General features: G+C 36.5%; 18 protein-coding genes, 1 other RNA gene and 1 other annotated feature (1 of these 20 running past the window's edge). Of the genes, 2 read left to right on the forward strand and 17 right to left on the reverse strand.

The window, feature by feature from the left end:
• Positions 1-532: 532 nt before the first annotated feature.
• From J2Z23_RS08840 to J2Z23_RS08880, 9 genes are all read right to left on the reverse strand, one after another.
• On the reverse strand, positions 533-1,603 hold the full coding sequence (locus tag J2Z23_RS08840) for an AI-2E family transporter (RefSeq protein ID WP_057989147.1): 1,071 nt from the start codon (positions 1,601-1,603) through the stop codon (positions 533-535).
• A gap of 240 nt (positions 1,604-1,843) precedes the next feature.
• Positions 1,844-2,032 carry a hypothetical protein gene (locus tag J2Z23_RS08845; RefSeq protein ID WP_057989149.1) on the reverse strand — a complete coding sequence of 63 codons (189 nt, stop codon included), beginning with the start codon at positions 2,030-2,032 and terminating at the stop codon, positions 1,844-1,846.
• Complete coding sequence (locus J2Z23_RS08850; RefSeq protein ID WP_057989151.1) at positions 2,004-2,519, reverse strand: PRC-barrel domain-containing protein; 516 nt, start codon at positions 2,517-2,519, stop codon at positions 2,004-2,006. The genes J2Z23_RS08845 and J2Z23_RS08850 overlap by 29 nt, the downstream gene beginning before the upstream one ends.
• A 25-nt stretch (positions 2,520-2,544) precedes the next feature.
• On the reverse strand, positions 2,545-4,950 hold the full coding sequence (recD2, locus tag J2Z23_RS08855; RefSeq protein WP_057989153.1) for an SF1B family DNA helicase RecD2: 2,406 nt from the start codon (positions 4,948-4,950) through the stop codon (positions 2,545-2,547).
• A gap of 19 nt (positions 4,951-4,969) precedes the next feature.
• Complete coding sequence (locus tag J2Z23_RS08860; protein WP_057989155.1) at positions 4,970-5,638, reverse strand: tetratricopeptide repeat protein; 669 nt, start codon at positions 5,636-5,638, stop codon at positions 4,970-4,972.
• Positions 5,639-5,789: 151 nt separating this feature from the next.
• A complete protein-coding gene (gene mnmA / locus J2Z23_RS08865; RefSeq protein ID WP_057989157.1) occupies positions 5,790-6,905 on the reverse strand; it encodes a tRNA 2-thiouridine(34) synthase MnmA in 1,116 nt (371 codons plus the stop codon).
• A gap of 14 nt (positions 6,906-6,919) precedes the next feature.
• Positions 6,920-8,059, reverse strand: coding sequence for a cysteine desulfurase family protein (locus J2Z23_RS08870; protein WP_064467727.1), 1,140 nt, complete (start codon positions 8,057-8,059; stop codon positions 6,920-6,922).
• 115 nt (positions 8,060-8,174) lie between these two features.
• Complete coding sequence (gene cymR, locus J2Z23_RS08875; RefSeq protein ID WP_057989161.1) at positions 8,175-8,594, reverse strand: cysteine metabolism transcriptional regulator CymR; 420 nt, start codon at positions 8,592-8,594, stop codon at positions 8,175-8,177.
• Positions 8,591-9,250, reverse strand: coding sequence for a YczE/YyaS/YitT family protein (locus J2Z23_RS08880; protein WP_057989163.1), 660 nt, complete (start codon positions 9,248-9,250; stop codon positions 8,591-8,593). Before J2Z23_RS08880 ends, cymR begins: the two co-directional genes overlap by 4 nt.
• Positions 9,251-9,736: 486 nt before the next feature.
• On the opposite strand from J2Z23_RS08880, the gene J2Z23_RS08885 reads away from it, so the two are divergent.
• Complete coding sequence (locus J2Z23_RS08885; protein ID WP_209973697.1) at positions 9,737-11,005, forward strand: replication-associated recombination protein A; 1,269 nt, start codon at positions 9,737-9,739, stop codon at positions 11,003-11,005.
• Positions 11,006-11,065: 60 nt separating this feature from the next.
• Here the strand turns inward: J2Z23_RS08885 and J2Z23_RS08890 are convergent, their stop codons facing one another.
• From J2Z23_RS08890 to J2Z23_RS08905, 4 genes are all read right to left on the reverse strand, one after another.
• Positions 11,066-13,261, reverse strand: a complete 2,196-nt coding sequence (locus J2Z23_RS08890; protein ID WP_209973698.1) for an AraC family transcriptional regulator — start codon at positions 13,259-13,261, stop codon at positions 11,066-11,068.
• 182 nt (positions 13,262-13,443) lie between these two features.
• A complete protein-coding gene (locus J2Z23_RS08895) occupies positions 13,444-14,943 on the reverse strand; it encodes an extracellular solute-binding protein (protein WP_064467729.1) in 1,500 nt (499 codons plus the stop codon).
• Positions 14,944-14,993: 50 nt separating this feature from the next.
• The gene (locus tag J2Z23_RS08900; protein ID WP_057986808.1) at positions 14,994-15,851 is read right to left on the reverse strand and encodes a carbohydrate ABC transporter permease; all 858 of its coding nucleotides are present in this window, start codon (positions 15,849-15,851) and stop codon (positions 14,994-14,996) included.
• Between the two features lie 25 nt (positions 15,852-15,876).
• Complete coding sequence (locus J2Z23_RS08905; RefSeq protein WP_057986810.1) at positions 15,877-16,842, reverse strand: ABC transporter permease; 966 nt, start codon at positions 16,840-16,842, stop codon at positions 15,877-15,879.
• Between the two features lie 529 nt (positions 16,843-17,371).
• Here J2Z23_RS08905 and J2Z23_RS08910 point away from each other — a divergent pair.
• Positions 17,372-17,653: a transposase gene (locus J2Z23_RS08910; protein ID WP_082881221.1), complete on the forward strand. Its 282-nt coding sequence runs from the start codon at positions 17,372-17,374 to the stop codon at positions 17,651-17,653.
• A 420-nt stretch (positions 17,654-18,073) separates the two neighbouring features.
• Here J2Z23_RS08910 and J2Z23_RS08915 read toward each other — a convergent pair whose 3' ends face one another.
• From J2Z23_RS08915 to hisS, 4 genes are all read right to left on the reverse strand, one after another.
• The gene (locus tag J2Z23_RS08915; protein WP_057986812.1) at positions 18,074-18,841 is read right to left on the reverse strand and encodes a tRNA threonylcarbamoyladenosine dehydratase; all 768 of its coding nucleotides are present in this window, start codon (positions 18,839-18,841) and stop codon (positions 18,074-18,076) included.
• Positions 18,842-19,020: 179 nt separating this feature from the next.
• Positions 19,021-19,210: non-coding RNA, 6S RNA (ssrS, locus tag J2Z23_RS08920), on the reverse strand.
• Between the two features lie 72 nt (positions 19,211-19,282).
• Positions 19,283-21,055, reverse strand: coding sequence for an aspartate--tRNA ligase (aspS, locus tag J2Z23_RS08925; protein WP_209973700.1), 1,773 nt, complete (start codon positions 21,053-21,055; stop codon positions 19,283-19,285).
• A 19-nt stretch (positions 21,056-21,074) separates the two neighbouring features.
• On the reverse strand, positions 21,075-22,337 hold the full coding sequence (gene hisS / locus J2Z23_RS08930) for a histidine--tRNA ligase (RefSeq protein WP_057986815.1): 1,263 nt from the start codon (positions 22,335-22,337) through the stop codon (positions 21,075-21,077).
• A gap of 275 nt (positions 22,338-22,612) precedes the next feature.
• Positions 22,613-22,824: a binding site (T-box leader), on the reverse strand; it runs 20 nt beyond the window's last position.

The following is a 22,824-nucleotide window of genomic DNA, read 5'->3' on the forward strand; positions in this document are numbered from 1 at the left end:
CTAGCTCGGATAGTAAGGTTGAAAGAAACAGGAGTTGAGAACCTAGACGGCGAACCATACAAAATGACTTTAGCCGTTCTTCCTTTTCCAGCCATCCGCTACTTTTCAAATAAAAAAAGCCCCGCCCCTATACAGGGGCGAAGCTATATTCACGGTACCACCCTGATGAGTCAAGAAAAGTGCAGGCGCCTTGGTCTAACAGCTAAAAGTACGTCATCGTGGCGCAACGTCGATGAACTCACATCCAGTGAGCTTCTCGGGGCTAGGCCCTTGAGCTAAATTCAAACAATACCCCACCTTCTATCTTCCTACCTTTTCCAGTAACTCTCTCAGTGCTTTAACGCAGCAAACGGCAGTGATTAGCTGCTCTCAGGATTGGCGTGCTGTTAACGATATGGATGGAATTTCTTTCAGCCTTGGAAATTCCTCTCTTTTATCCGACCTTTACTTTAACAACTAGATCCTTCATCAAGTTCCATTTATTAACTTAATCTATATTCGCATTATAGAAAGAGAGTGATGATTTGTCAATCTATGACTGCCTAGTTTTTATCAAATAATCCCTGGAATGAATGACCGCAATTTTTATAACAGCTAAAATAGGGACAGATAAAATCATGCCCACCACTCCAAATACCTCTCCTCCGACAACCAACGCTGCCATTATAAATAGAGGATGCATATGCAAGGATTTTCCGACAATAAATGGGGATAAAACATTCCCTTCTAAAAATTGAATAATAAGCATCACAATTGTTGTAATAATTGCTAACTTAGGAGACGACAACAAAGCGATTGCAATTGTCGGAATTAAGCCAATGATTGAACCAAAATAGGGAATAATATTCGTCACACCAATAAATAGTCCGAGCATTATCGGGTATTTCACCCCTAAAATAACTAAGGCGACAGTAGACAAAACTGCAACTAGAACACAAACTAGTATTTGGCCACGAATATAACCACCCAATGATTCATTCACTGCTTCAAGAAACTTTTGGCCATTTCCACGCCATTTTTTGGGCGCTATGTACCATGTGGCCCTTTTTAATAAAGAAAAATCCTTTAACATATAAAAAGAAATAAACGGAATAACTGCAATGATCACAAGATGGTCGATTAATTTAACAAGGGAATTAATACTTTTTTCAATCCATCGATTGAACCAACTTTCTAAGTCATCAATCTTTTCATCTATTTGATCTTGAATTCCGTCTGGGAAATGAGATGTTGATACTTCTAGATGGTGAATCCAATCACGGTATTGACCGATAAAGATTGGAAGCTGATCCGAGAAATCCCTCAGCTGACGAATGAATAAGGGAATTCCAACATATAGCCCATAACCTATTCCTGCAAAAAAGACGAAATAAATTATAGTAATAGCAAAAGTTCTATTCATTCCAAACTTCTCGAGACGAATAATAAGGGGATGCAAAAGATAAGCGATAAAACCACTTAATAAAAAAGGCATCACTCCAATTATTATCGCTCTTAAAATGGGGATCCAAACAGGTTTGATCAGTAAGAAGCAATAAAGAGTTAAAAAAATGAGTAAGACAACACTTAACTTTAATATCAATTGGAGATGACGCTCTTTCAAGGTTTTCCCTCCTCGCGCTTAGTTTTTCTTGCGAACGGGAAATTTATGTAATGATCATTAAAAAAGTACAAGCCCCTTGTTTAGCAGTGTACTAATTTAAGCCTTTTAGTGAGAAGAAGGACGAATCGATATATCTTTACGATAGGAAGCTGTGCTATATAAGATTTACACTAAAGTCTAAAATAAGCCCAAGGAAAACTTTCTTTAAAAAAAGAAGCCTCCACTGGAGACTTCTTCATATTAACTAAGCTTGCGGAGTTGCTCATCAAACAAATCATCCAATGAACTTAAACTTCCATCCTCTTCTACTTGATGAGTGTGGATAGTTTCTTTTCCAATGGATAATTCAATAAAGCAATTCCAACAATAATATTGATTGACGCCGATCTTACCGAGATCCTTACTTTGGCAATTCGGACATTTCATCATCATGACCACCTCGTAACTTATTAACTGACATTACGAGTGTCTCTTCTCTAATCTGGGGGGGAAGTGGAGTCCGAATTATTCGTTTTCCTTTTGTGATATCAGAAAAGAAACCATCTGTCAGCTCATACCCTACGATGGTGCCCATTTCCTCTAGAAAATATACATCATCTAATAAACCTAATGTTTCTCCTTCTGGAGAAATGGTTTTGATTTTTGCTAGAGGCTGATCATGAGTCATAGTATAGGTCCGTTCATCTTTACAATATGGAATGAGCTTCTCACCGGCACGAAGAGTAATCCCGTTTTCCTCCCAAGATGTTACTTCTTCCATTGGCAAAATAAACTTCTTTCCCATTAATCCTTTTTTCTGTAATAATAAATGGGTAACACGTCCATTTGATTCAATACAAATATCACAAACAGAGCCGAACAACTCTCCTTGCTCGTTGTATATAGGTGTGTCTTTCAAGAGAGAAAAGGTCCGCAAAGAATCTACTCCTTTCCGAACATCTTTAGTTTCTCTCCGGCTCCATAAAATCATAAGGCGTAACATTTTCCATTCCAATCATTGGATCAATTATCATCCACGTCTCTTCAGATAATTCTTCGACATGGCTAGAGTCCTTTTCATCTTGAGGAAGGAGTGTGGTTAGCTTTTCATAGAGAGAAGTTTTTCTTTGTTGATCATCTTCCCTTTGCACCCCAATTTGGAAAGCTTGTTCTTCGCCACATAGAACTAAAGACTTTTTACTTCTGGTGAGTCCCGTGTATAATAAATTCCTTCTTAACATGCGATAATAACTACGCACAACAGGCATAATGACGATGGGAAATTCACTACCTTGGGATTTATGGATAGAACAACAATAAGCAAGAGTAATTTGGTTTAAATCTGATCTTGTATACGTAACTTCTGTGCCTTCAAAAGAAGCAATGATCATATCTTGTTTTTCAGTATTTTCTTTTGCAGTTAGAATAGAGATTATTTCGCCAATATCGCCATTAAAGACATTTTTTTCAGGCTGATTTACAAGCTGTAAAATCTTATCCCCGATTCGATACTTCGTATCCCCAAATGTCAGTTCTTTTCTTTTTTGATCATCATTGGGGTTAAATATTTCTTGTAAGATTTGATTCATCGCATCAATTCCAGCTGGTCCACGATACATAGGTGCTAAAACCTGTACATCCATTGCTGTATATCCCTTTTTCTTCGCACTTAAGACAATTCGTTTAATCACATCTCCCATTTGGTTTGTATGACACTTAATAAACGAACGATCTTTTTGTGGCTGTAATAGATCTGTCGGGATTTCACCATTTTTCACCTGATGCGCAAGTTCAATGATGGATGATCCTTCCTTTTGCCGATAAATATCCGTTAATTGCACGACTGGAACAGCATGAGATTGTAGTAAATCCTTTAATACTTGCCCTGGTCCCACCGAGGGTAATTGATCTTCGTCCCCAACTAATATTACCTGAATTTGCGAGGGAAGAGCTTTAAATAATTGATGGGCTAGCCATGTATCAACCATTGACATTTCATCCACAATAATTAGCTTTCCTTCTAGTTCTCGCTCGCCATCTGAATCCAAATTTTCCTGTGCTGTCATTCCGAGAAGCCGATGAATGGTCATAGCAGGTAATTCTGTTGATTCTGACATTCTTTTAGCAGCACGACCAGTTGGAGCCGTTAGTAAAATAGGAAAAGGCTCATCTTGTTTGTATGCTTTAGGATCAAGCGAACAACCATGTAATTCAGCATAAAGTTCTACAATTCCTTTAATAACTGTTGTTTTTCCCGTTCCCGGTCCACCTGTTAAAATCATCATTGGGCTAGTTAGAGCCGTTTGGATTGCTTCTTTCTGTGATGGTGCATACTGAACATTTAGCCGCTCCTCCAATTTACCTAACGCTAATAGAAATTCTGATTCTGGAAATTGATCGGCATATTCTGTCTGTTCCATCACCCTTTGAAGATTCGTCACAATCCCTTTTTCGGCAAAATAAAGAGAAGGTAAATAGATTCTCTTCTTTTCCCCAATAATTTTCCCTTCTTCTTCAAGGCTGATAATCGCTTGCGCAATATTATCATAAGGAATTTCTATATTTTGGCTATCTTCCAATAGCTCTTTTACATTTTCCAATAATTCTTCAGCATCAAGATAAACATGCCCATTTTTTAAACAATCCTGCTCAAGCAAATAAAGGCAACCCGCCTTAATCCGATCAGGATGGTTTCCCGTAATCCCCAGTTGTGAGCCTAATTCATCTGCACGCCCGAAACCAATCCCTTCAACATCTTCAATTAATTGATAAGGATTTCTTTCCAAAATAGTTAACGTTTCTTCCTTATAGACTTGATAAATCTTCATTGAGATTTGTGGTCCAAAACCGTATTGATTTAAACTTACCATGATTCTCTCGAGTCCCTGGTGTTCCAATAAAGTTTCATACAAATCCTTTGCCGTCTCTGGTCCCAATTTCGGAATAGAGTCAAGTAACGATGGTTGTTCGAGAATTCGACTAATCGCATTGTCTCCCAGCACATCAACAATTCTTTCAGCGGTCTTTTTTCCAACCCCTTTAAATAGTTCACTGGATAAGTAAGCAACAACTCCCTGCTTTGTTTGTGGCATTACTTTTTTAAAATGAGTAGCACTAAATTGAAGACCAAATTTAGGATGGTCCTTCATTTCCCCATAGAAAACATATGATTCCTCATCCTGTAATTTTGGAAAATGACCAACGATCACGGCTTCTCTATCTTTTATTTCCAAATTGGTCTTCTCAATCCTTATTCTGACCACAGAATAGAAATTTTGCTCATTATAAAAAATAGTCACAAGGTGTCGCCCTTGTATAAATTTTTCCTGCTCAGAAAAAAGGTCAAGGGAATCCTGCCGTACATCCATATTTCTCTCTCCTTACAGCCTATTTCTTGCTTTCCTTTAATTCCACAACAGCTTTCCTTGCATTTAAAGCTAATAAATGATCTGGTTGAATGGCGATAGCTTTATCTAATAAAGAAAGAATATATTCCGGCTCAGCTCCTGTAACCGCATGAGCTATTGCCAAGTTATAATAACCATCCGTGTGTTTCGGATCTTTTTCTATAACGAATTGTAATTGTTGAATCGCTTCCTGATATGATTCAGATTGCGCTAGTGCTAGTCCATATTGAAATCTTGCTTCTACATCTTCTTCATCTAACTCGATACTTCTTTGTAAATAAGGTAGTGAGAGAGAAAATTTCCCCATCGAAATAAAACACATACCAAGCATGTAATACAAATCATTGGTATCTAACCCATTTGCAAGTGCCTTTTCAAACATACCTACAGCTAGGTCATATCTTTCTTGATTAAAATAAAAATTTCCATAGCTATAAAAAGTAGCAGCAGCTTGGTCATCAAGTTCAATCGCCTTTTTTAAAAATGATTCAGCCCGCGCCGTTTCTCCAATGGAGATTAAGACATTAGCAAAATTCACATAGCCTACGGGATCTTTTGGATTCTCTTCAATCACTTCAGTAAACAATTGTACAGCTTTTTCAATATTTCCGTCCTGTAATAAATCAATAGCTTGTTTATTTTTATCCATACTTCACACTCCGAACAATTTTCTATTGAAATTATAGCATAAAATCTATCAGCGATGCTTTTCTATCCAGCTTGTTAACAAGTTGTAATAGTTGATTTTCACGTCAAAAATGCCAGTCTTAATCGACTGACATTTTTAATGGAACGTATATCTAGCCTACATATAATAGTTGAGTGTCCTCTTTGTAAATTCGATCAATTGTTCCGCCGCCTAGACATTCTTCTTCCTGATAGAAAACTACTGCTTGTCCTGGCGTAACAGCTCTTACAGGTTCTTTAAAAACTACTTTTGCTTCCTGTCCAGGTAAAAAATGCACCTCAACCTTTACATCGGGTTGACGGTAACGAAACTTAGCTGTACATTCGAAGACAGCTGGTTTTGGTGTAGTGGATATCCAATTAATATTTGTTGCGATTATAGAGTCTGAGTAAAGCGTCGGATGATGAAACCCTTGCTCAACAAACAGAATATTTCGTTTTAAGTCCTTCCCGACAACAAACCATGGTTCTCCTTCACCACCGATTCCTAGACCATGACGTTGACCGATCGTATAATACATTAGTCCATCATGAGTTCCCATCTTTTGTCCATCTAATGTTTCCATATTGCCTTTTTGTGCAGGTAAATAACCTTGTAGAAATTCCTTGAAATTCCTTTCACCGATAAAGCAAATACCTGTACTGTCTTTTTTCGAAGCCGTAGCAAGACCCGCTTTTTCGGCAATTTCACGTACTTCCTTTTTACGTAATGACCCTAAAGGAAACATAACTTTTTCTAATTGTTCTGCACTCAACTGGTTTAAAAAATAAGTTTGGTCTTTACTTTCATCCAAGCCTCTTAACATTTTAACTTCTTTTCCATCATGGACTACTTGTGCATAATGTCCTGTAGCAAGATAATCTGCCCCAAGATTCATCGCATGATCTAAGAAAGCTTTAAATTTAATTTCTTTATTACACATTACATCTGGATTAGGTGTTCTCCCAGCTTTATATTCATCAAGGAAATAAGTAAATACTTTATCCCAATATTCCTTTTCAAAATTTACGGCATAATAAGGAATGCCAATTTGATTACATACTTTTATGACATCATTATAATCCTCGGTTGCTGTACAGACTCCATTTTCATCGGTATCATCCCAATTCTTCATGAAAATACCGATGACTTCATAGCCTTGCTCTTTTAATAAAAGAGCAGCAACAGAGGAATCAACGCCACCAGACATACCGACAACCACTCGGGTATCTTTTGGTGCTTTCTTCATTTTTAATCTTCCTTTCAATTTTGAAACCTACGAACAATTTTGGCGATTTCTTTTCCCGCCTTAACTATTTGTTCTTCCGTATTATCGATACCAAAACTAAAGCGAATCGAATTTCGAATTCGATCAGAATTTGAGCCAAACATAGCAACTAATACATGAGAAGGTTCTACAGAGCCTGCCGTACAGGCTGATCCACTGGATGCCGCAATGCCAACTAAATCAAGATTAACAAGTAGGGATTCAACATCCGTTTTTGGAAAACTGATATTCAGAATATGTGGTAAACTGTTCTCAGCACCGTTTATGCTCCAATCAATTTGTTCTGATTCTAGTGCTTTGATTAATGTATCTTTTAAGTGACGGAAAAACTCTACTTTCTTTTCTAAGCCTTCCATTGCTAGTAAAACCGCCTCGGAAAAACCAACAATAGCCGGTAAATTTTCCGTACCCGCTCTTCGTTTTCTTTCCTGCTCTCCACCATACGTAAGAGAGGTAATCCCTGTATCAGTTTTTATATAGAGGAAGCCAATACCTTTCGGACCACTGACCTTATGAGCCGTAACAGAGAGCAAGTCAACGCCTAATTCCGTAACATCAATAGATTTTACTCCATAAGCCTGAACGGCATCTGTATGAAAAATCGCTTGATGAGCCTCTAATAAGGAAGCTATCTCCTTTATAGGTTGTAATGAGCCTACCTCATTATTCCCATACATAATTGTGACCAAGATTGTATCAGGTCGTAGTGCAGCTTTTACTGAATCCAAAGAAATTTCACCTTTATCATCAGGACTTAAATAGGTTACTTCAAACCCTTCTTTTTCTAAATACTGGCATGTATGCAGAACAGCATGATGTTCGATTTTTGTTGTAATAATATGTTTTCCAAGAGATTTCTTTGCTTGGGCTGTTCCTAAAATTGCTAAGTTATCTGCCTCTGTGCCTCCACTTGTAAACACTATTTCATCCGGATTAGCCCCAATACTTTTAGCCAAAATTGAGCGAGCATCGTCCAATTGTTTCCGCGATTCTCTGCCAAAGGAATGAATACTAGAAGGATTTCCAAATGTAGTTTTTTGAACCTCTGTCATTTTATTTAGTACGAGTGGATGCAATGGTGTTGTTGCGGCATGATCTAAATAAATTCTTTCCACTTTTTTCACCTATTCCATTTCAGGTATCTTTTTTAGTACATGAGAATCAATATCTCAATTAATAGCTCTTATTCCACTGAAAGTTCAAACTTTCACCACTGTTTTTTCAATAATCTTAAATATAAAACATATAAGGTGTTTCAGTTCCATCTTCTTCATAATTAGCCAAGTCCTCAATCGTTGTGTTATCTAACACATCTTTCACTGCATCTCGGACTTTCATCCATAAATTCCGTTTGGCTGGTTCTTCTTCTTCGATACCTTCAACAGGACTAATCGGTCCTTCTAAAACTCGAATGATATCTCCCGCTGTAATCTTTGCCGGTTCATTCGCTAAGACATAACCACCATAGGCGCCACGGACACTTTTCACTAAGCCCGCATTTCTTAATGGACCTGCAAGTTGCTCTAAATAATGTTCAGATAGATTATGTGTTTTCGCAATGGACTTTAGCGAAATTGGACCCTCTCCATATTTTTTTCCTAATTCAATCATAATAGTTAATCCATATCTTCCTTTAGTTGATATTTTCATAACTCAGCACTCCGTTCTACTTTTTGATTTAATTTATCATTTATCTTTAAAAATTTACTTGCTAGCAACTGGCATTGAGGTAAAGCAAAACCAATAAACGTTCCGACAGTTAAACTAAAGATAATCGTTCCATAAAAAACAGGCCCTCCTAAAATCCAGCCAAAAGCAAGAACAATTACTTCCATGAGGCGCCTTACTGTCGCAATTTTCCAGCCGGTTTTTTCTTGTAATGCTAGCATAAAACTATCCCGAGGCCCAGCACCCATTTCAGCCGATAAATATATTCCCATTCCATATGCATTAATCATCATCCCTATAAAAAACATAATGAATTTTTCAGTCATATGACTTGGTTCGATCAGAAAAGGAATTTGCATATACATATCAATAAATAATCCGACAAGTATCATATTCAAATAGGCTCCATATTTGGGCCATCTTTTCATTAATAAGGACGAGCTTCCTAACACAATAAATCCAATAAGAATAGACCATGTACCAATTGATAAACCAAATTGATAATATAGCCCTACATGTAAAACATCCCATGGAGACACTCCAAAATTGGATACAATCATGAGGACAATCCCAAAAGACATAATAAGAAGTCCGATCACAAATAGGAGGAATCGTTTATAAAGCAACACATTTTTCATCTCATCAGACTCCTTCGCATTTCACTATTATAGCATATCCATCATATTGAATGCATATATCTGACCATTTTGATATGATAATAAGTAAAGCGCTAGCGCTCGTGGAGCGATATACGAACTTGGATCAGTAGGGAGAGCGCCTAAGAACAGGCCTTCTTGTAACACCGATCGACTCGCTCCTATGAATCTCTTGTCGATAGCTTCTGAAATTGGACAACAAAGCTGCCTATTAGAGTTTATCCTTGGAATGGGATTTATTAGTTTCCTAGGTAAGAATAGAAGCAACTGTGTCGTTCAGTAACGTGCAACTTTAAAAAGTAGATGAGGGGGAACGGCTTAACCTACGACCTCTTGTCAGTAGACTAAAACAACACTACCTTCTTTCCCCTTATGTGTTGCAATATCTTGCCAATGGCAACTAAAACTAGAGTCAATCATTGGAAAAATTATATTTTATCTAAAGAAAGAAGAGTTGGAGAGATATTTGTGAAGAAACAACCTTTGGCATTTAGAATGCGCCCGAAAACCATTGATGAGGTAATGGGACAACAGCATTTAGTAGGAGAAAACAAAATTATAGCAAGAATGGTCAAGGCAAAGCAACTATCATCCATGATTTTATACGGCCCACCTGGGATTGGAAAAACATCAATTGCAAGTGCCATTGCTGGCAGTACGCAATACGCATTTCGTACTTTAAATGCCGTGACAAATAATAAAAAAGATATGGAAGTTGTTGCCGCTGAAGGGAAAATGAGTGGAAAAGTCATCCTTTTACTTGATGAGGTCCATCGATTAGACAAAGGAAAACAAGATTTCTTACTTCCATATTTAGAAAATGGGACGATTATTTTAATCGGTGCTACAACAAGTAATCCTTACCATGCAATTAATCCCGCTATTAGAAGCCGCTGTCAAATTTTCGAGTTATTTCCATTGAATGAAGAGGAAATTAAACAGACTTTAGAGCGAGCATTAAATGATGCAGAAAGAGGGCTTGGTAAGTATTCTATTTCCATCGAGGAACAAGCTTTAGATCATTTTGTCGCAGCTAGTAATGGAGACGCTAGAAGTGCATTAAATGCTTTGGAACTGGCCGTTTTATCAACAGACCCTGACAAAGATGGACAGATCCATATTACCATGACCGTAGCAGAAGAATGTTTACAGAAGAAAAGCCTTGCCCATGACAAAGATGGAGATGCCCATTATGATGTTTTAAGTGGTTTTCAAAAATCGATTAGGGGCAGTGATGTAAATGCGGCTCTTCATTATTTAGGTCGACTGATTGAAGCTGGAGACTTACCAAGTATTGTAAGAAGGCTTTTAGTCATTGCTTATGAAGACATTGGTCTTGCTAATCCACAAGCAGGCTCTCGAACTCTTGTCGCTATCCAAACAGCTGAAAAAATCGGCTTCCCTGAAGCGCGGATTCCGTTAGCCAATGCTGTGATTGAATTATGTCTATCGCCAAAATCCAATTCAGCTATAACAGCTATTGATAAGGCACTCAGTGATATCAGAGCAGGACAAAGCGGAGAAGTACCACTTCATTTAAAAGACGCTCACTATAAGGGAGCAAAAGAACTTGGGAGAGGAATAGATTATAAATATCCCCATGACTATGAAATCGGTTGGGTGAAACAACAATATCTTCCTGACAAACTAAAAAATAAACAATATTATGTACCGAAAAAAACTGGGAAATTCGAGCAAGCATTAGCAACGGTTTATGAGAATTTAAGGAAAAAGTAATCGTAAATTGAATATGGCACAAACCAAACTGGTTTGTGCCATATTTTTGATATGTGTGGATTATAAATGATATTTTTTTCGATATTGTCCAGGCGTTATCCCTTCCACTTTCCGAAATGAACGGATAAAAGCTGCAGAACTATTAAAATGGAAAATCTCTGCAATTTCAGCGATCTTCAAATTTGTTTCTCTTAACATTTTTTTCATCTTTTTTATTCTATAGTCCAGCAGGTATTCACTAAAGCTATAACCCGTTTCCTTTTTAAACACCCTACTAATATAACTGGGATGAAAATTTATTTTTGAGGCGATAATATCGAGAGTTAAATCACTGTAAAATTCTTTTTCTATGATTGATATTACGCTTTCTGTAATATTACTTTGTGTGTCCTTTTGTTTGTCCGCATACTTTTCAATAATTGGTGGTAGTACAGTCTTAGTTATCCAACATTCTATTTCGTCTATGTCCTTAAACTTTAATATTTCTTCAAATAATACTTTTTCACCAAAAAGTTTTTCAGAAGATATTCCTAGTTCTTGAACAAGTTCCAAAAGTTTAGATAGTAATTGCATCAAGATATTTTGATATTGAAGAAATGAGCGGCAATTTTTTCTAATCTCCGTCATAAGCTTGCTTATCGACTCCTCGATATCATCTGGTTGCACTTCCTTAATCGACTGGATTAACTCCTGATAAATCTGTTTAGGAAAAATATTTTTTACAGAATCATCTAACACAATATCGTCAATACTGACAATCATTCCAGACTCTAATCTTTGATGATATTTGAGTGCTTTTGTTGCTTCATTATAAGCAAGTTCTGTGTTTGCCAACCTTGTAAAAGGACGACTAATGCCAATACTAATACTTAAATTAAGATCCTGCAAAACCAAACGCTTTAATTCTTCCGCCAAACCATATAAATATTCTCTATCGTTATCTCTATTTTTGTCATACATTTGTATGATTGTCACTTGATATTCATCTAAAATAATTGGGGGATAACGCAATTCTTCGGAGAGCGATTCACTTACCAAGGTATTAATGGAATGTAAAAACAACTCACATTCTCCATTTTTCGTACTCAGGCTACCTAAAACATTAGGTTGTATAACTAAAACCGACAATGCCTCCCAATCCGTATCCAAATTTAAATTTTGCACCATTTCATTAATTTTTTCAATTTTTATTTGTCCCATACATAAACCTATTATGAAAAATTCCCTTAGATGTTTCGTTTGGTTATCTATTTGATATTGAAATTGATCAATTTTACTCTGAATACTTTTAAACTCGTCTTTTGAATTTAAAGCTTTTTTACCCTCAACTGAAGTTGCAACAGATTGATAAATAAGACGAATAGGATGATAAAAATATTTTGAAAACAGGGAGGCTACGATGATTAAAATAATTATCATAACTATACAAACAAATGCCGTATACCAACCGATATCTCTTGAATCTTTAGTGATGGTCCCAATTGGTACAATTGATAAATAAGTCCATTCATTATAAGACGATTTGCTATAGTTAACCCCAATATTCTCTTCATCCATTTTTATCATAAAGTAACCATTATCACTTTTCTTACTATTCAATTCCTGAATAAACTTTTCAGATGTAAGAAATTGATTTCTATGCGTAGGTTCAGAGATTAGCTGATCATTTCCATCCATTATGAAGAAATTTTCTATATCATTATCTCCATTTATCAATTTATTAATTTCTCTTTTTGAGATTGAGATTCGTATTAGCCCTTCAGGTTTATTTGCTAACAATGGAAGTTTTTTTACTAAATTAACTGACTCAATATTCTGATCAGAAATGGTCATCCATACTGATGCCTTGGGAATTTTCTTGACACTAGAATATTTATTAAAAATTCTTACTTCATTAGGATATTCCAATCCACGTTTGCTAATTGCCCAATTTTCTTTGAAATTAATTAATTCAACCTCATCATTCCAAATTTTATCTGTTTGAAACCTTTTCATTGCAGCTGATAAATCTCGGTATGTAATAAAATCTTTCGGAGTTAACTTACGTTCATAGCTTGAAGTGAAAAATGGGGACAGAATAAATTGTGTTACATTGTTATCTAAAGTTTCGAGATGATATTCTAAACTTATCTTTGTCTGCTGTAATACTTGCATATTTTCTTTTGCTACCTTTTCTTCTATTTCCCTTGTTGCCTTCGTATAAGATAGGGCACCTAATATAATCACAGGGAAAGTCGATAATACTACACTAAACATAAATAGTTTTTTATAATATGGCGATTTTTTGATATTAATAAGGATCCCCTCCCTTATCTCACAATTATATTCATGCTTAGATAATATAAGAATCTTATTTCAATCTTAATATTACAAGTGTCTTCTTGGGGATTCCATTGTAATAAGACAGGCATCAGCTGATACCTGTCTTTTATAAATTATTATTTATCTAATTTAGCATATTCTTGGGCATATTCTTCAGCCATTTTGTCTCCACCACTAGTTCTCCATCTATCTATCTCTTTTTTCCAACCTTTTTCATCTAGTTGCCCCATAATATACTTTATATTTGCATCTGAAATAATTGTATTTAATTGTGGCCCCTTCTCTGCCTGTGTGTCTGAAATTAATTTAGTTGTTGGGTTATGAATAGCAAATTCCTCGTTTTCCACAGGGAGTTCCCTTTCTAACTGTTCTAGCTGTGATATATCTCCAACCAAAGCATTTTCTTCAGCAGGAACAATGCCTAGCGGTAATGTATAAGGAAGTATAACTTCGTTATGAAGATCTGCACTTTCGTTTAGGATCGGCTTTCCATCGACTAGGTCATAATGTTTTCCTTCGACTCCCCATTTAAATAATGTATGCATCGGTTCTTCTTGTAGCTTCTCAAAAAAACTTAAAACTTGAATTAATTCCTCTTCTGTTTTAATAGATGATTTTGGGAAAACAAATATCCCATTATGCCCCCCTCCTGCAGCTACCCTTTTTCCATGTGGACCTTCAAGTAAACTAAATGCTCCCAATTCAACATTTGGTTCATGTTCTCTAATTCTATTATACATTCGGACAATTGCATTACTCGTATCAGGCCAAACCCCTGCTTTTCCTAATGCAAATGCTTCTTCCCATTGAGATCGCTCAATAACAGCAAAGTCTTTTGTAATCAAGCCATTATCATATAACTTTTTAAAGAAATTTAAGCCATCTAAATACTCTTGGGTAGAAGTCGTATGAGTAAACTGACCATCTTTCTCTTCCCAACCATTCGGTGCCCCAAACAATGGTGCAAAGCGATTAATCAATCCTTCCTTTTCGACAGTCATTCCGTACGTATCATCTTTTCCATTCTGATCTGGATCATTATAGCTGAAGGCGTATAGCATTTCATAAAATTCTTCAACAGTTTTCGGTTCTTCCATCCCTAAATTGTCTAACCAATCTTTTCGATAAATGTAAATATCACGGGCTAAAGGTCTTACTCGAGGCAACCCATATGTTTTACCATCAAGGGAAATATTATCATATATGACAGAATTAATACTTGATAAATTAGGAAATTGATCTAAAAAAAGGCCAATTTCCCAAAACAAATCTCCTCTAAGCGCATTGATCATATATGGTTCTCTAAACTGATTCATACCAATTACCATGGGCATATCGCCAGATGCCACGACTGCTGGAAGCTTCTCGGAAAAAGTGGCACCTGGTGCAGCTTGAATATCCAATTTTGACTTTGTATATTCCTCTATCTCCTTTTCTACATCATTACCTTTTTGTGGAAACTCGATGCCATCAAAATGCATCATAATACTAATTTCCAACTTATCATCCGAGTTAGTATTCGTTTTCTCACTATCTACTTCTTTTTTCCCGCTACAACTTACTAACAAAGCTAGAAGTAATAATGTTCCAATAATAAGGACAAATAGTTTATTCATAGTTTTTCTCCCCCTTTTTAAATGTTTTTCATGAAAACCAATTAGATTTTTCAACCTTTTACTGATCCAAGTAGTACTCCTTTAGCAAAGTGTTTTTGTAAAAATGGATATACTAATAAGATTGGAACGGTAGAAATTACAATTACCGCCATTTTTATCCCTTCCGAAAACACGACCGCATCCTCGGCAATTTCAGAAGAATCTCCAATTGAACCTTGGGCTAAAATAACGACTTGCCGGAGTAATACTTGTACAGGCCACTTGGATGGATCATTTATATACAAAACGGCATTAAAATATTGATTCCATAATCCGACTGAGTAAAAAAGACCAAAGGCAGCCATCGCTGGTAATGATAACGGGATCACTATTCTAAATAAGATTCCTACTTCATGACATCCATCCATTCTTGCTGATTCCTTTAATTCTTCTGGTATTCCTTGAAAAAAGTTTTTCATGATAATAAGATAGAATGCACTTATTGCATTGGGAATCATCAATGCCCAAAATGAGTCAATTAACCCCGTGCCTTTGACGATAAAATATGTTGGTATCATTCCCCCATTGAACAACATCGTAAAAATCACCATTAGCAAAATAATCCGCCGGCCTGCAATATGAGTATGCGCTAATGCATATGCCATTAAAGAAGTAAGAAATAGATTGATAAATGTTCCTAAAATAGTAATATAAACTGAAACTCCCATACTTCTGGCAAATGTTTCAGTAGAAAAAATATAACGATACGCATCTAAGGAAAAGCCTGTTGGAATAATGGAAGTTGAATTAGAAAAAGATGTTATAACAACATATAGAAACGGAAGAACAGTCGCTATTGCGATCATAGATAAAATCAGATAATTGATCACATCAAAGATTCTACTTCCAATTGTTTTATCGTGAATCAAGAATTATTCCCCCTTCCTAACTTTCTTAATAGATCCCCTCTTCACCAAATTTCTTTGCTAATGAATTGGCCCCTATAACCAAAATAAATCCTACAATTGATTTGAATAAACCAACTGCCGCACTATAGCTGAATTGGCCTTGTCTTATACCTACTTGGTACACATAGGTATCGAAGACCTCACCAACCTCTCGATTCATTGCATTTAACATAAGGAATATCTGTTCAAACCCTAAATCCAAGAAATTTCCAAGGCGGAGAATAAGTAAGATCACTATTACACTACGGATGGAGGGTAAGGTAATATGCCATAATAAACGCCATCTATTAGCACCATCAATTCGAGCAGCCTCATATAATTGGGAATCGACACCGGCTAAAGCAGCAAGAAATATAATTGTCCCCCATCCAGCATCCTTCCAAATCATTTGAATAATGATTAATGGGCGGAACCAATCTTCACTCATCAAAAAGGGTATTTTATCCCCTCCCAACCAAGAAATAAATTCATTTATAATTCCACTTTCTGTAGTCAATAAAATATAACTAATTCCTACAACAACAACCCAAGATAGAAAATGCGGGACATAAACCATAGTTTGCACAAAACGTTTGAACATCTCTTTTCTTAATTCATTTAATAACAGGGCAATAATAATGGTGATGGGGAAGAAAATGATTAAATCCAAAAAGGCAATATATAAGGTATTTCTAAACAACATCCAAAACTCAGGCTCACTAAAAAAACGTTCAAAGTGTTTGAACCCAACCCACCGACTGTTCCATATACCTAAGTGTGGCTGATAGTTCTGAAAGGACATTAAAACTCCCCACATCGGCAAATACTTATAAACAGCAAAATAAACTATACCTGGTAATAAAAATATATAAAGCCAACGATCTTTCCATAGACGTTTTGTAAGCGGTTTCCCTTTTGGAGATAAAAATTGCTGTTGTGTAGTATTATTTATTTCTGTTACTTTAGAACTCATTCATAACCCCCCTTTTCTTCATCAGTTTTGAATTTATTGATAATAGCCACCTCTTTAGGATAGCTTATGTATAAACTAACAAAGCCCCTAATTACAGTCTATATCCATTTTATAACCATATTTAATTAACCACATATATCCAAGCATTCTTTTATTGATTGAGTGGTAAGTATACATCTCAAAACCTTGGATATCCATTTCATGTTGTGTATAGTCACGACCGTTTATTGGTATTTTATCCTGAAATTTCTTAAGATAGGAGAAAAAAGCGGTTCTATAATAAATAACGTTGGCGAAAGAAAATCACCTTTTCGGAAATTCTGGGAAGGTGATGGAAATTCACTAACGTTATTTTTCTTTTGAATAGAGAACAAGTGAGTTTCCCTGTAGAATATAAGTCGTCCAAAACCATACCCAGGAGGGAACTCACTTGTCACTTACTAATGACATTAGAAATTTAATTGATATTCAAGATTCAAATATTACTTTCGAAGATAACTTCTTCCAAAAGAGAAAATAATGTAAATATATTCACGGTAAATTAAGCTATACGCCAACACATTGTAAACATTGTGGATTTAAAAATATAAATTATATAATCGATAAAAATGGAACGCAAACATCCAGAATCACATTGCCTTTTATCAAGCACAGCTTGCGCTATTCCTACAATAATGGGCGGATAGAGGGAATCAATAATAAAATTAAGGTATTAAATCGAGTGGCTTACGGATATAGGAATTTCTTACATTTCAAACGCAGAATATTCATCCATTTTACGTTTCAAGACATCCAATCGAATGTTGCATAATTCATAGATATACAACCGTTCGTAAATGTGTTCGTATTTACCAACCGCAGAAATTCACGAAGACACCTGTAGGAAGTAGAGTGAAGGTGAAAACCCGCAGTGGCGTAGTCAAAAGATGAGGATCAAAGGCTAAAGAAGAGCTCGCCGTCCTGGCGAAACGCCTTTGTGACTCACATCCTGTGAGCCTCACCGGACTCCCCACGGTAAGCGAAATGAATTTCTGTAGCGATATATAGGAATGGACCTTCCATTAAAAAGAAAAAAAGACTGTTTAGAGAGAATGATGTTCTTCTCTAAACAGTCAGATAGCTTTATTCAAATTCGGCTAAAATTCTTCACCAACGTTATTTGACAAAGAGCCAAAAAAGCCATAAATCGAGTTGATTGATGGCTTTTAACCTTACTTCAATATTTTATGAGCTATTTACGGTCCTTTACCCGTTCAATCTTAATATCTTGTAAAATTTGCCTTACGACATAACTAGCCATAATCAAACCTGCTGTGGAAGGTACAAAAGCGTTAGAAGAAGGGGGCATTTGTGCCTTGCGAATTTCCGACTCATCATTTCCAACTGTTTTTCGAACATCTTCTTTTATCACAATTGGGCTCTCATCAGAGAAGACAACTGGAATTCCCTTTTTAATTCCTTCCTTTTTCAACCTTGTACGGATTACTTTTGCAATTGGATCTGTATAGGTCTTCGAAATGTCGGCGATCCTCAATCTTGTAGGATCCATCTTATTTGCTGCTCCCATAGCGGAAATAATCGGAACATTTCTTTTTAAACATTCTTTCATTAACAATATTTTATAACTAATTGTATCAGATGCATCAACAACATAGTCAGGTTGATTTTCAAAAAAGAGATCTGAGGTTTCATCTGTATAAAACATTTTCAATGAAATTACTTCGCATTCAGGATTAATATCCTCAATTCTCTCCTTCATTAAGTCAACTTTAGGTTGACCTACAGTTGATAATAACGCAATCAATTGCCGATTGACATTTGTAATATCTACATCATCTTTGTCAACTAGGATCAATTTTCCTACCCCAGATCTTGCTAATGCTTCTGCTGCAAAAGTCCCTACTCCACCAACACCTAGGACAGCCACAGTACTATTCTTTAATCGTTCAAGGCCTTGCTTTCCAATCGCTAATTCATTGCGCGAAAATTGGTGTAACATCTCGTTCAACTCCGTAAATATAAGTTTTCCCTACACAAAATCGTATTTTTCGTTTAGTGAATCACATAACTAAATAATCAATCAATTCTGTAAAACAAAGCCAAAAAGCTCAATTTATACAGTAAAAAAACAACCAACAATTACGCGAGCTGGTTGTACCTTTTAAAAAAACAAAATGGATAAGTCCCGATTGTGCCGTCTTTTCAAGCCTTTGTTTTGAACCCGCTCTTGGCAGGTGGGTGTCCTGCTACAAACCTTATATGTCCACTCAACCGGAGGCTTATACTTGGAATGTAGACAAACAGACTCCCGTAATTATAACTTGTCGGTCAAAACGATAAGGTATTAGAACGAACACACCAGGACCTATCCTGTTAATAAAATATTATCATAGGTAACTCATTTTTACAAATGGTTAGAAATGGGGATTTCGCCCTGTTTTTAATCTTTCTTTTGCACCAAATCCAAATGCAATTCCTGCAGTTGCTGTTCACTCACCACGTCAGGAGCCTTCATTAAAAGATCACTAGCACTAGCAGTTTTCGGGAAAGCAATTGTATCACGTAAACTACTACTACCGGAAAGAAGCATGACCATGCGATCTAAGCCAAGTGCAATTCCACCATGTGGTGGTGTACCATATTCAAAAGCTTCGAGAAGAAAGCCAAATTTTTCCTTCGTTTCATCTTCTGAAAAGCCGAGCGCTTTAAACATTTTTTCTTGGATATCTTTTTCAAAAATTCTCAAGGAGCCTCCACCAAGCTCAAATCCATTTAAAACAAGGTCATATGCTTGGGCTTTTACTTCTGCCGGATTTGTTTCTAACTTATCAATATCCTCGCGTACAGGCATAGTAAAAGGATGATGAGCAGCAGAATAGCGGCCTGCTTCTTCGTCGTATTCTAATAATGGCCAATCAACCACCCAAAGGAATTGATAAATAGATTCATCAATCAATTGCAAGTCCTTTCCTAACTTTAAGCGTAGTGCCCCTAAGGCGTTAGCTACGACAGAACTCTTATCTGCCACAAATAAGATTAAATCTCCAGGTTGAGCAGAAAGCTCCTCACATAAATCGGCTTGTTCCGCTTCTGAAAAGAATTTTGCAATCGGGCCCTTCATAGCGGCTTCCTCTACTTTCATCCAAGCAAGTCCTTTTGCACCATATCTTGCTGCAAATTCGCCTAAAGCGTCAATATCTTTTCTAGAATACTGGTCTGCCACTTCTTTTACTACAATTGCCTTCACTTGTCCCCCTGAGGAAACTGCTCCAGAAAATACTTTAAAACCACTGTCTTTAACAAGATGTGAAACATCATTTAATTCCATTCCAAAACGTGTATCTGGCTTATCAGAACCAAATCTTGCCATTGCATCATCATATTTCAAAATAGGGAATGGTGTCTCAATCTCAATATTCTTTGTCACAAACATAATTTTTTTCATCATTTTTTCCATCATTGCCCGGATATCTTCTTGGCTCATAAAGCTAGCTTCAATATCGACTTGCGTGAATTCTGGCTGTCTATCTGCTCTTAAATCTTCATCTCTGAAACAACGAGCAATCTGATAATATTTATCAAATCCACTTACCATTAATAATTGTTTAAACAATTGTGGAGACTGGGGTAGAGCAAAAAATTCACCAGCATGTACCCTACTAGGGACTAAATAATCTCTAGCACCCTCAGGTGTACTTTTCGTTAAGATCGGAGTCTCCATATCTAAGAAACCTTCGTCATCAAGAAAATTGCGAATCGTTTTTGTTATATCAGAACGCAATTTAAATACAGAGTACATATCTGGTCTACGCAAATCTAGATAACGATATTTCAAACGTATCTCTTCAGCTGCATCTGTGCGTTCTTCGATCATGAATGGTGGTGTTTTAGCTTCATTCAGCACGGTTATATCGGATACTAAGACTTCAATCTTTCCAGTAGCAATATTAGGATTGACTGTGCTATCATCTCTTTTCACTACCTGTCCTCGTACATCCAATACATATTCATTTCTTACCTTTTCGGCTACTTCCAAAGCTTCTTTCGAAATATCTGGGTTAAAAACAATTTGCACAACTCCAGAACGGTCACGTAAATCGATAAAGATTAATCCTCCTAAATCTCTTCGTCTTTGGACCCATCCTTTCAAAACAACGGACTCACCTACGGCAGATTCTGCCACTTCTCCACAATAATAGGATCTTCCAAACATCTCTTTTCCCCCCATTGACTTAGTCTGACAATTCCTCTTTAAGATTTTCCAAAGCAATTTCTTTTTGTTCTCCAGTATCAAGTTTTTTTACTGTTGCTACACCAGAAGATAATTCATCATCTCCAATGATGACAGCATATTTTGCACCAAGACGTTCAGCTGCTTTAAATTGCGCTTTTAATTTTCGATTCATATAATCGCGTTCCACGGAGAAACCATTACGACGCAAATTTTCTAGCAAGACAACTGAATAATCTTTTGCTTTTTCACCAAGAGCAATAATATACGCATTTATCTGCTTGTTTTTTTCCATTGGAACAGCTTCTGCCTCTAATGCTTGAATTAATCGCTCTATACTTAAAGCAAAACCGATCCCAGGAGTATCGGGTCCCCCCATTTCTTTCACAAGGCCATTATATCTTCCACCACCACAAAGAGTTGTAATCGCTCCAAAGCCTTCCGCTTCACTCATAATTTCAAATGCGGTGTGGTTATAATAATCTAACCCTCTTACGAGTGTAGGGTCCACAACAAATTCAATGTCCATCGCATTTAAATATTGTTGAACTTGTTTGAAATAAGTTGATGATTCATCATTAAGAAAATCGAGAATTGATGGAGCCGACTTCATCAATTCATGTTCCCGGTCTTTCTTACAGTCTAAAATGCGCAGTGGATTTTTATCTAGGCGTTCTTGGCAGTCTGAACAAAACTCATTTATGCGCGGTTGGAAATGCTGAATTAAAGCATTTCGATGAGCAGTTCTACTTTCACGATCACCGAGACTATTTATAACAAGCTTTAATCGCTTAAGTCCCAAACTTCGATAAAATTCCATAGCTAGAGCGATCACTTCAGCATCGATTGCTGGATCCATACTACCTAATGCTTCAACGCCAAACTGAACAAATTGTCGGTATCTACCTGACTGTGGCCTTTCATATCGAAACATCGGTCCAAGATAATAAAGCTTAACAGGTTGATTCGGTAAACCAAACATTTTATTTTCTGTAAAGGAACGCACAATCGCTGCTGTTCCCTCTGGACGTAATGTCAAATCTCTACCACCACGATCTTGAAAGGAGTACATTTCCTTTTGAACAATGTCAGTCGTATCTCCTACACCACGTTGGAATAATTCAGTTTGTTCAAAAATAGGCGTTCTAATTTCTTGATATTGATATAATTGACATATTTTTTTTGCTGTTTCTTCAATCCATTGCCACTTCTCTACTTCTCCAGGCAAAATATCCTGTGTACCCCTTGGTATTTGAATCGTCAATGTGATATCCCCCTTGCATTCGTTTATTTTTCTTATGAAGAAAATTATAAAATTTCGAATTGGATACTTCCAACTCTAATTAGTTTCCAGCTCCAGCGCCTAGTTAATTTACGTCTTTTCATAACCAGCTTCGCCGTGTTGTCCAACTTATCGGAAGGAGCTTGAGACTCTCTAGTCACAGTCTGAACGGTCCCACAATAGGACAGTAACGATTTAGTCTTTCCAACCCTAGATTTTATTTCTACAAAAAAAACTCCCATCCCTTGTTCCGAAAAACAAGGGACGAGAGTTTTTCCCGCGGTGCCACCCTTTTTAAAGCTATATATTCACAGCTTTCACTTTAACCGTTATCGCCTGCGTACGTCCAGCTCCTACTACTTTCATGGGTTCGGAGCGGAAGCCTACGGAATGTGCTTCATTAAGAAGTATATCAGAGAAATGCTTTCAACCAAGGCATTTCCTCTCTTTCTGACCTTTCTTAATTACT

Origin of the sequence: Lederbergia galactosidilytica (genome assembly GCF_017873565.1) — a bacterium.
GTDB classification, from domain to species: domain Bacteria; phylum Bacillota; class Bacilli; order Bacillales; family Bacillaceae_C; genus Lederbergia; species Lederbergia galactosidilytica.

Bases quoted from the DNA above. Each gene is read 5' to 3' on its own strand.
- J2Z23_RS08845 (WP_057989149.1), bottom strand. From the start codon at position 2,032: ATGATGAAATGTCCGAATTGCCAAAGTAAGGATCTCGGTAAGATCGGC.
- recD2 (WP_057989153.1), bottom strand. From the start codon at position 4,950: ATGGATGTACGGCAGGATTCCCTTGACCTTTTTTCTGAGCAGGAAAAA.
- J2Z23_RS08860 (WP_057989155.1), bottom strand. From the start codon at position 5,638: ATGGATAAAAATAAACAAGCTATTGATTTATTACAGGACGGAAATATT.
- mnmA (WP_057989157.1), bottom strand. From the start codon at position 6,905: ATGAAGAAAGCACCAAAAGATACCCGAGTGGTTGTCGGTATGTCTGGT.
- cymR (WP_057989161.1), bottom strand. From the start codon at position 8,594: ATGAAAATATCAACTAAAGGAAGATATGGATTAACTATTATGATTGAA.
- J2Z23_RS08880 (WP_057989163.1), bottom strand. From the start codon at position 9,250: ATGAAAAATGTGTTGCTTTATAAACGATTCCTCCTATTTGTGATCGGA.
- J2Z23_RS08890 (WP_209973698.1), bottom strand. From the start codon at position 13,261: ATGTTTAGTGTAGTATTATCGACTTTCCCTGTGATTATATTAGGTGCC.
- J2Z23_RS08895 (WP_064467729.1), bottom strand. From the start codon at position 14,943: ATGAATAAACTATTTGTCCTTATTATTGGAACATTATTACTTCTAGCT.
- J2Z23_RS08905 (WP_057986810.1), bottom strand. From the start codon at position 16,842: ATGAGTTCTAAAGTAACAGAAATAAATAATACTACACAACAGCAATTT.
- J2Z23_RS08915 (WP_057986812.1), bottom strand. From the start codon at position 18,841: ATGTTACACCAATTTTCGCGCAATGAATTAGCGATTGGAAAGCAAGGC.
- aspS (WP_209973700.1), bottom strand. From the start codon at position 21,055: ATGTTTGGAAGATCCTATTATTGTGGAGAAGTGGCAGAATCTGCCGTA.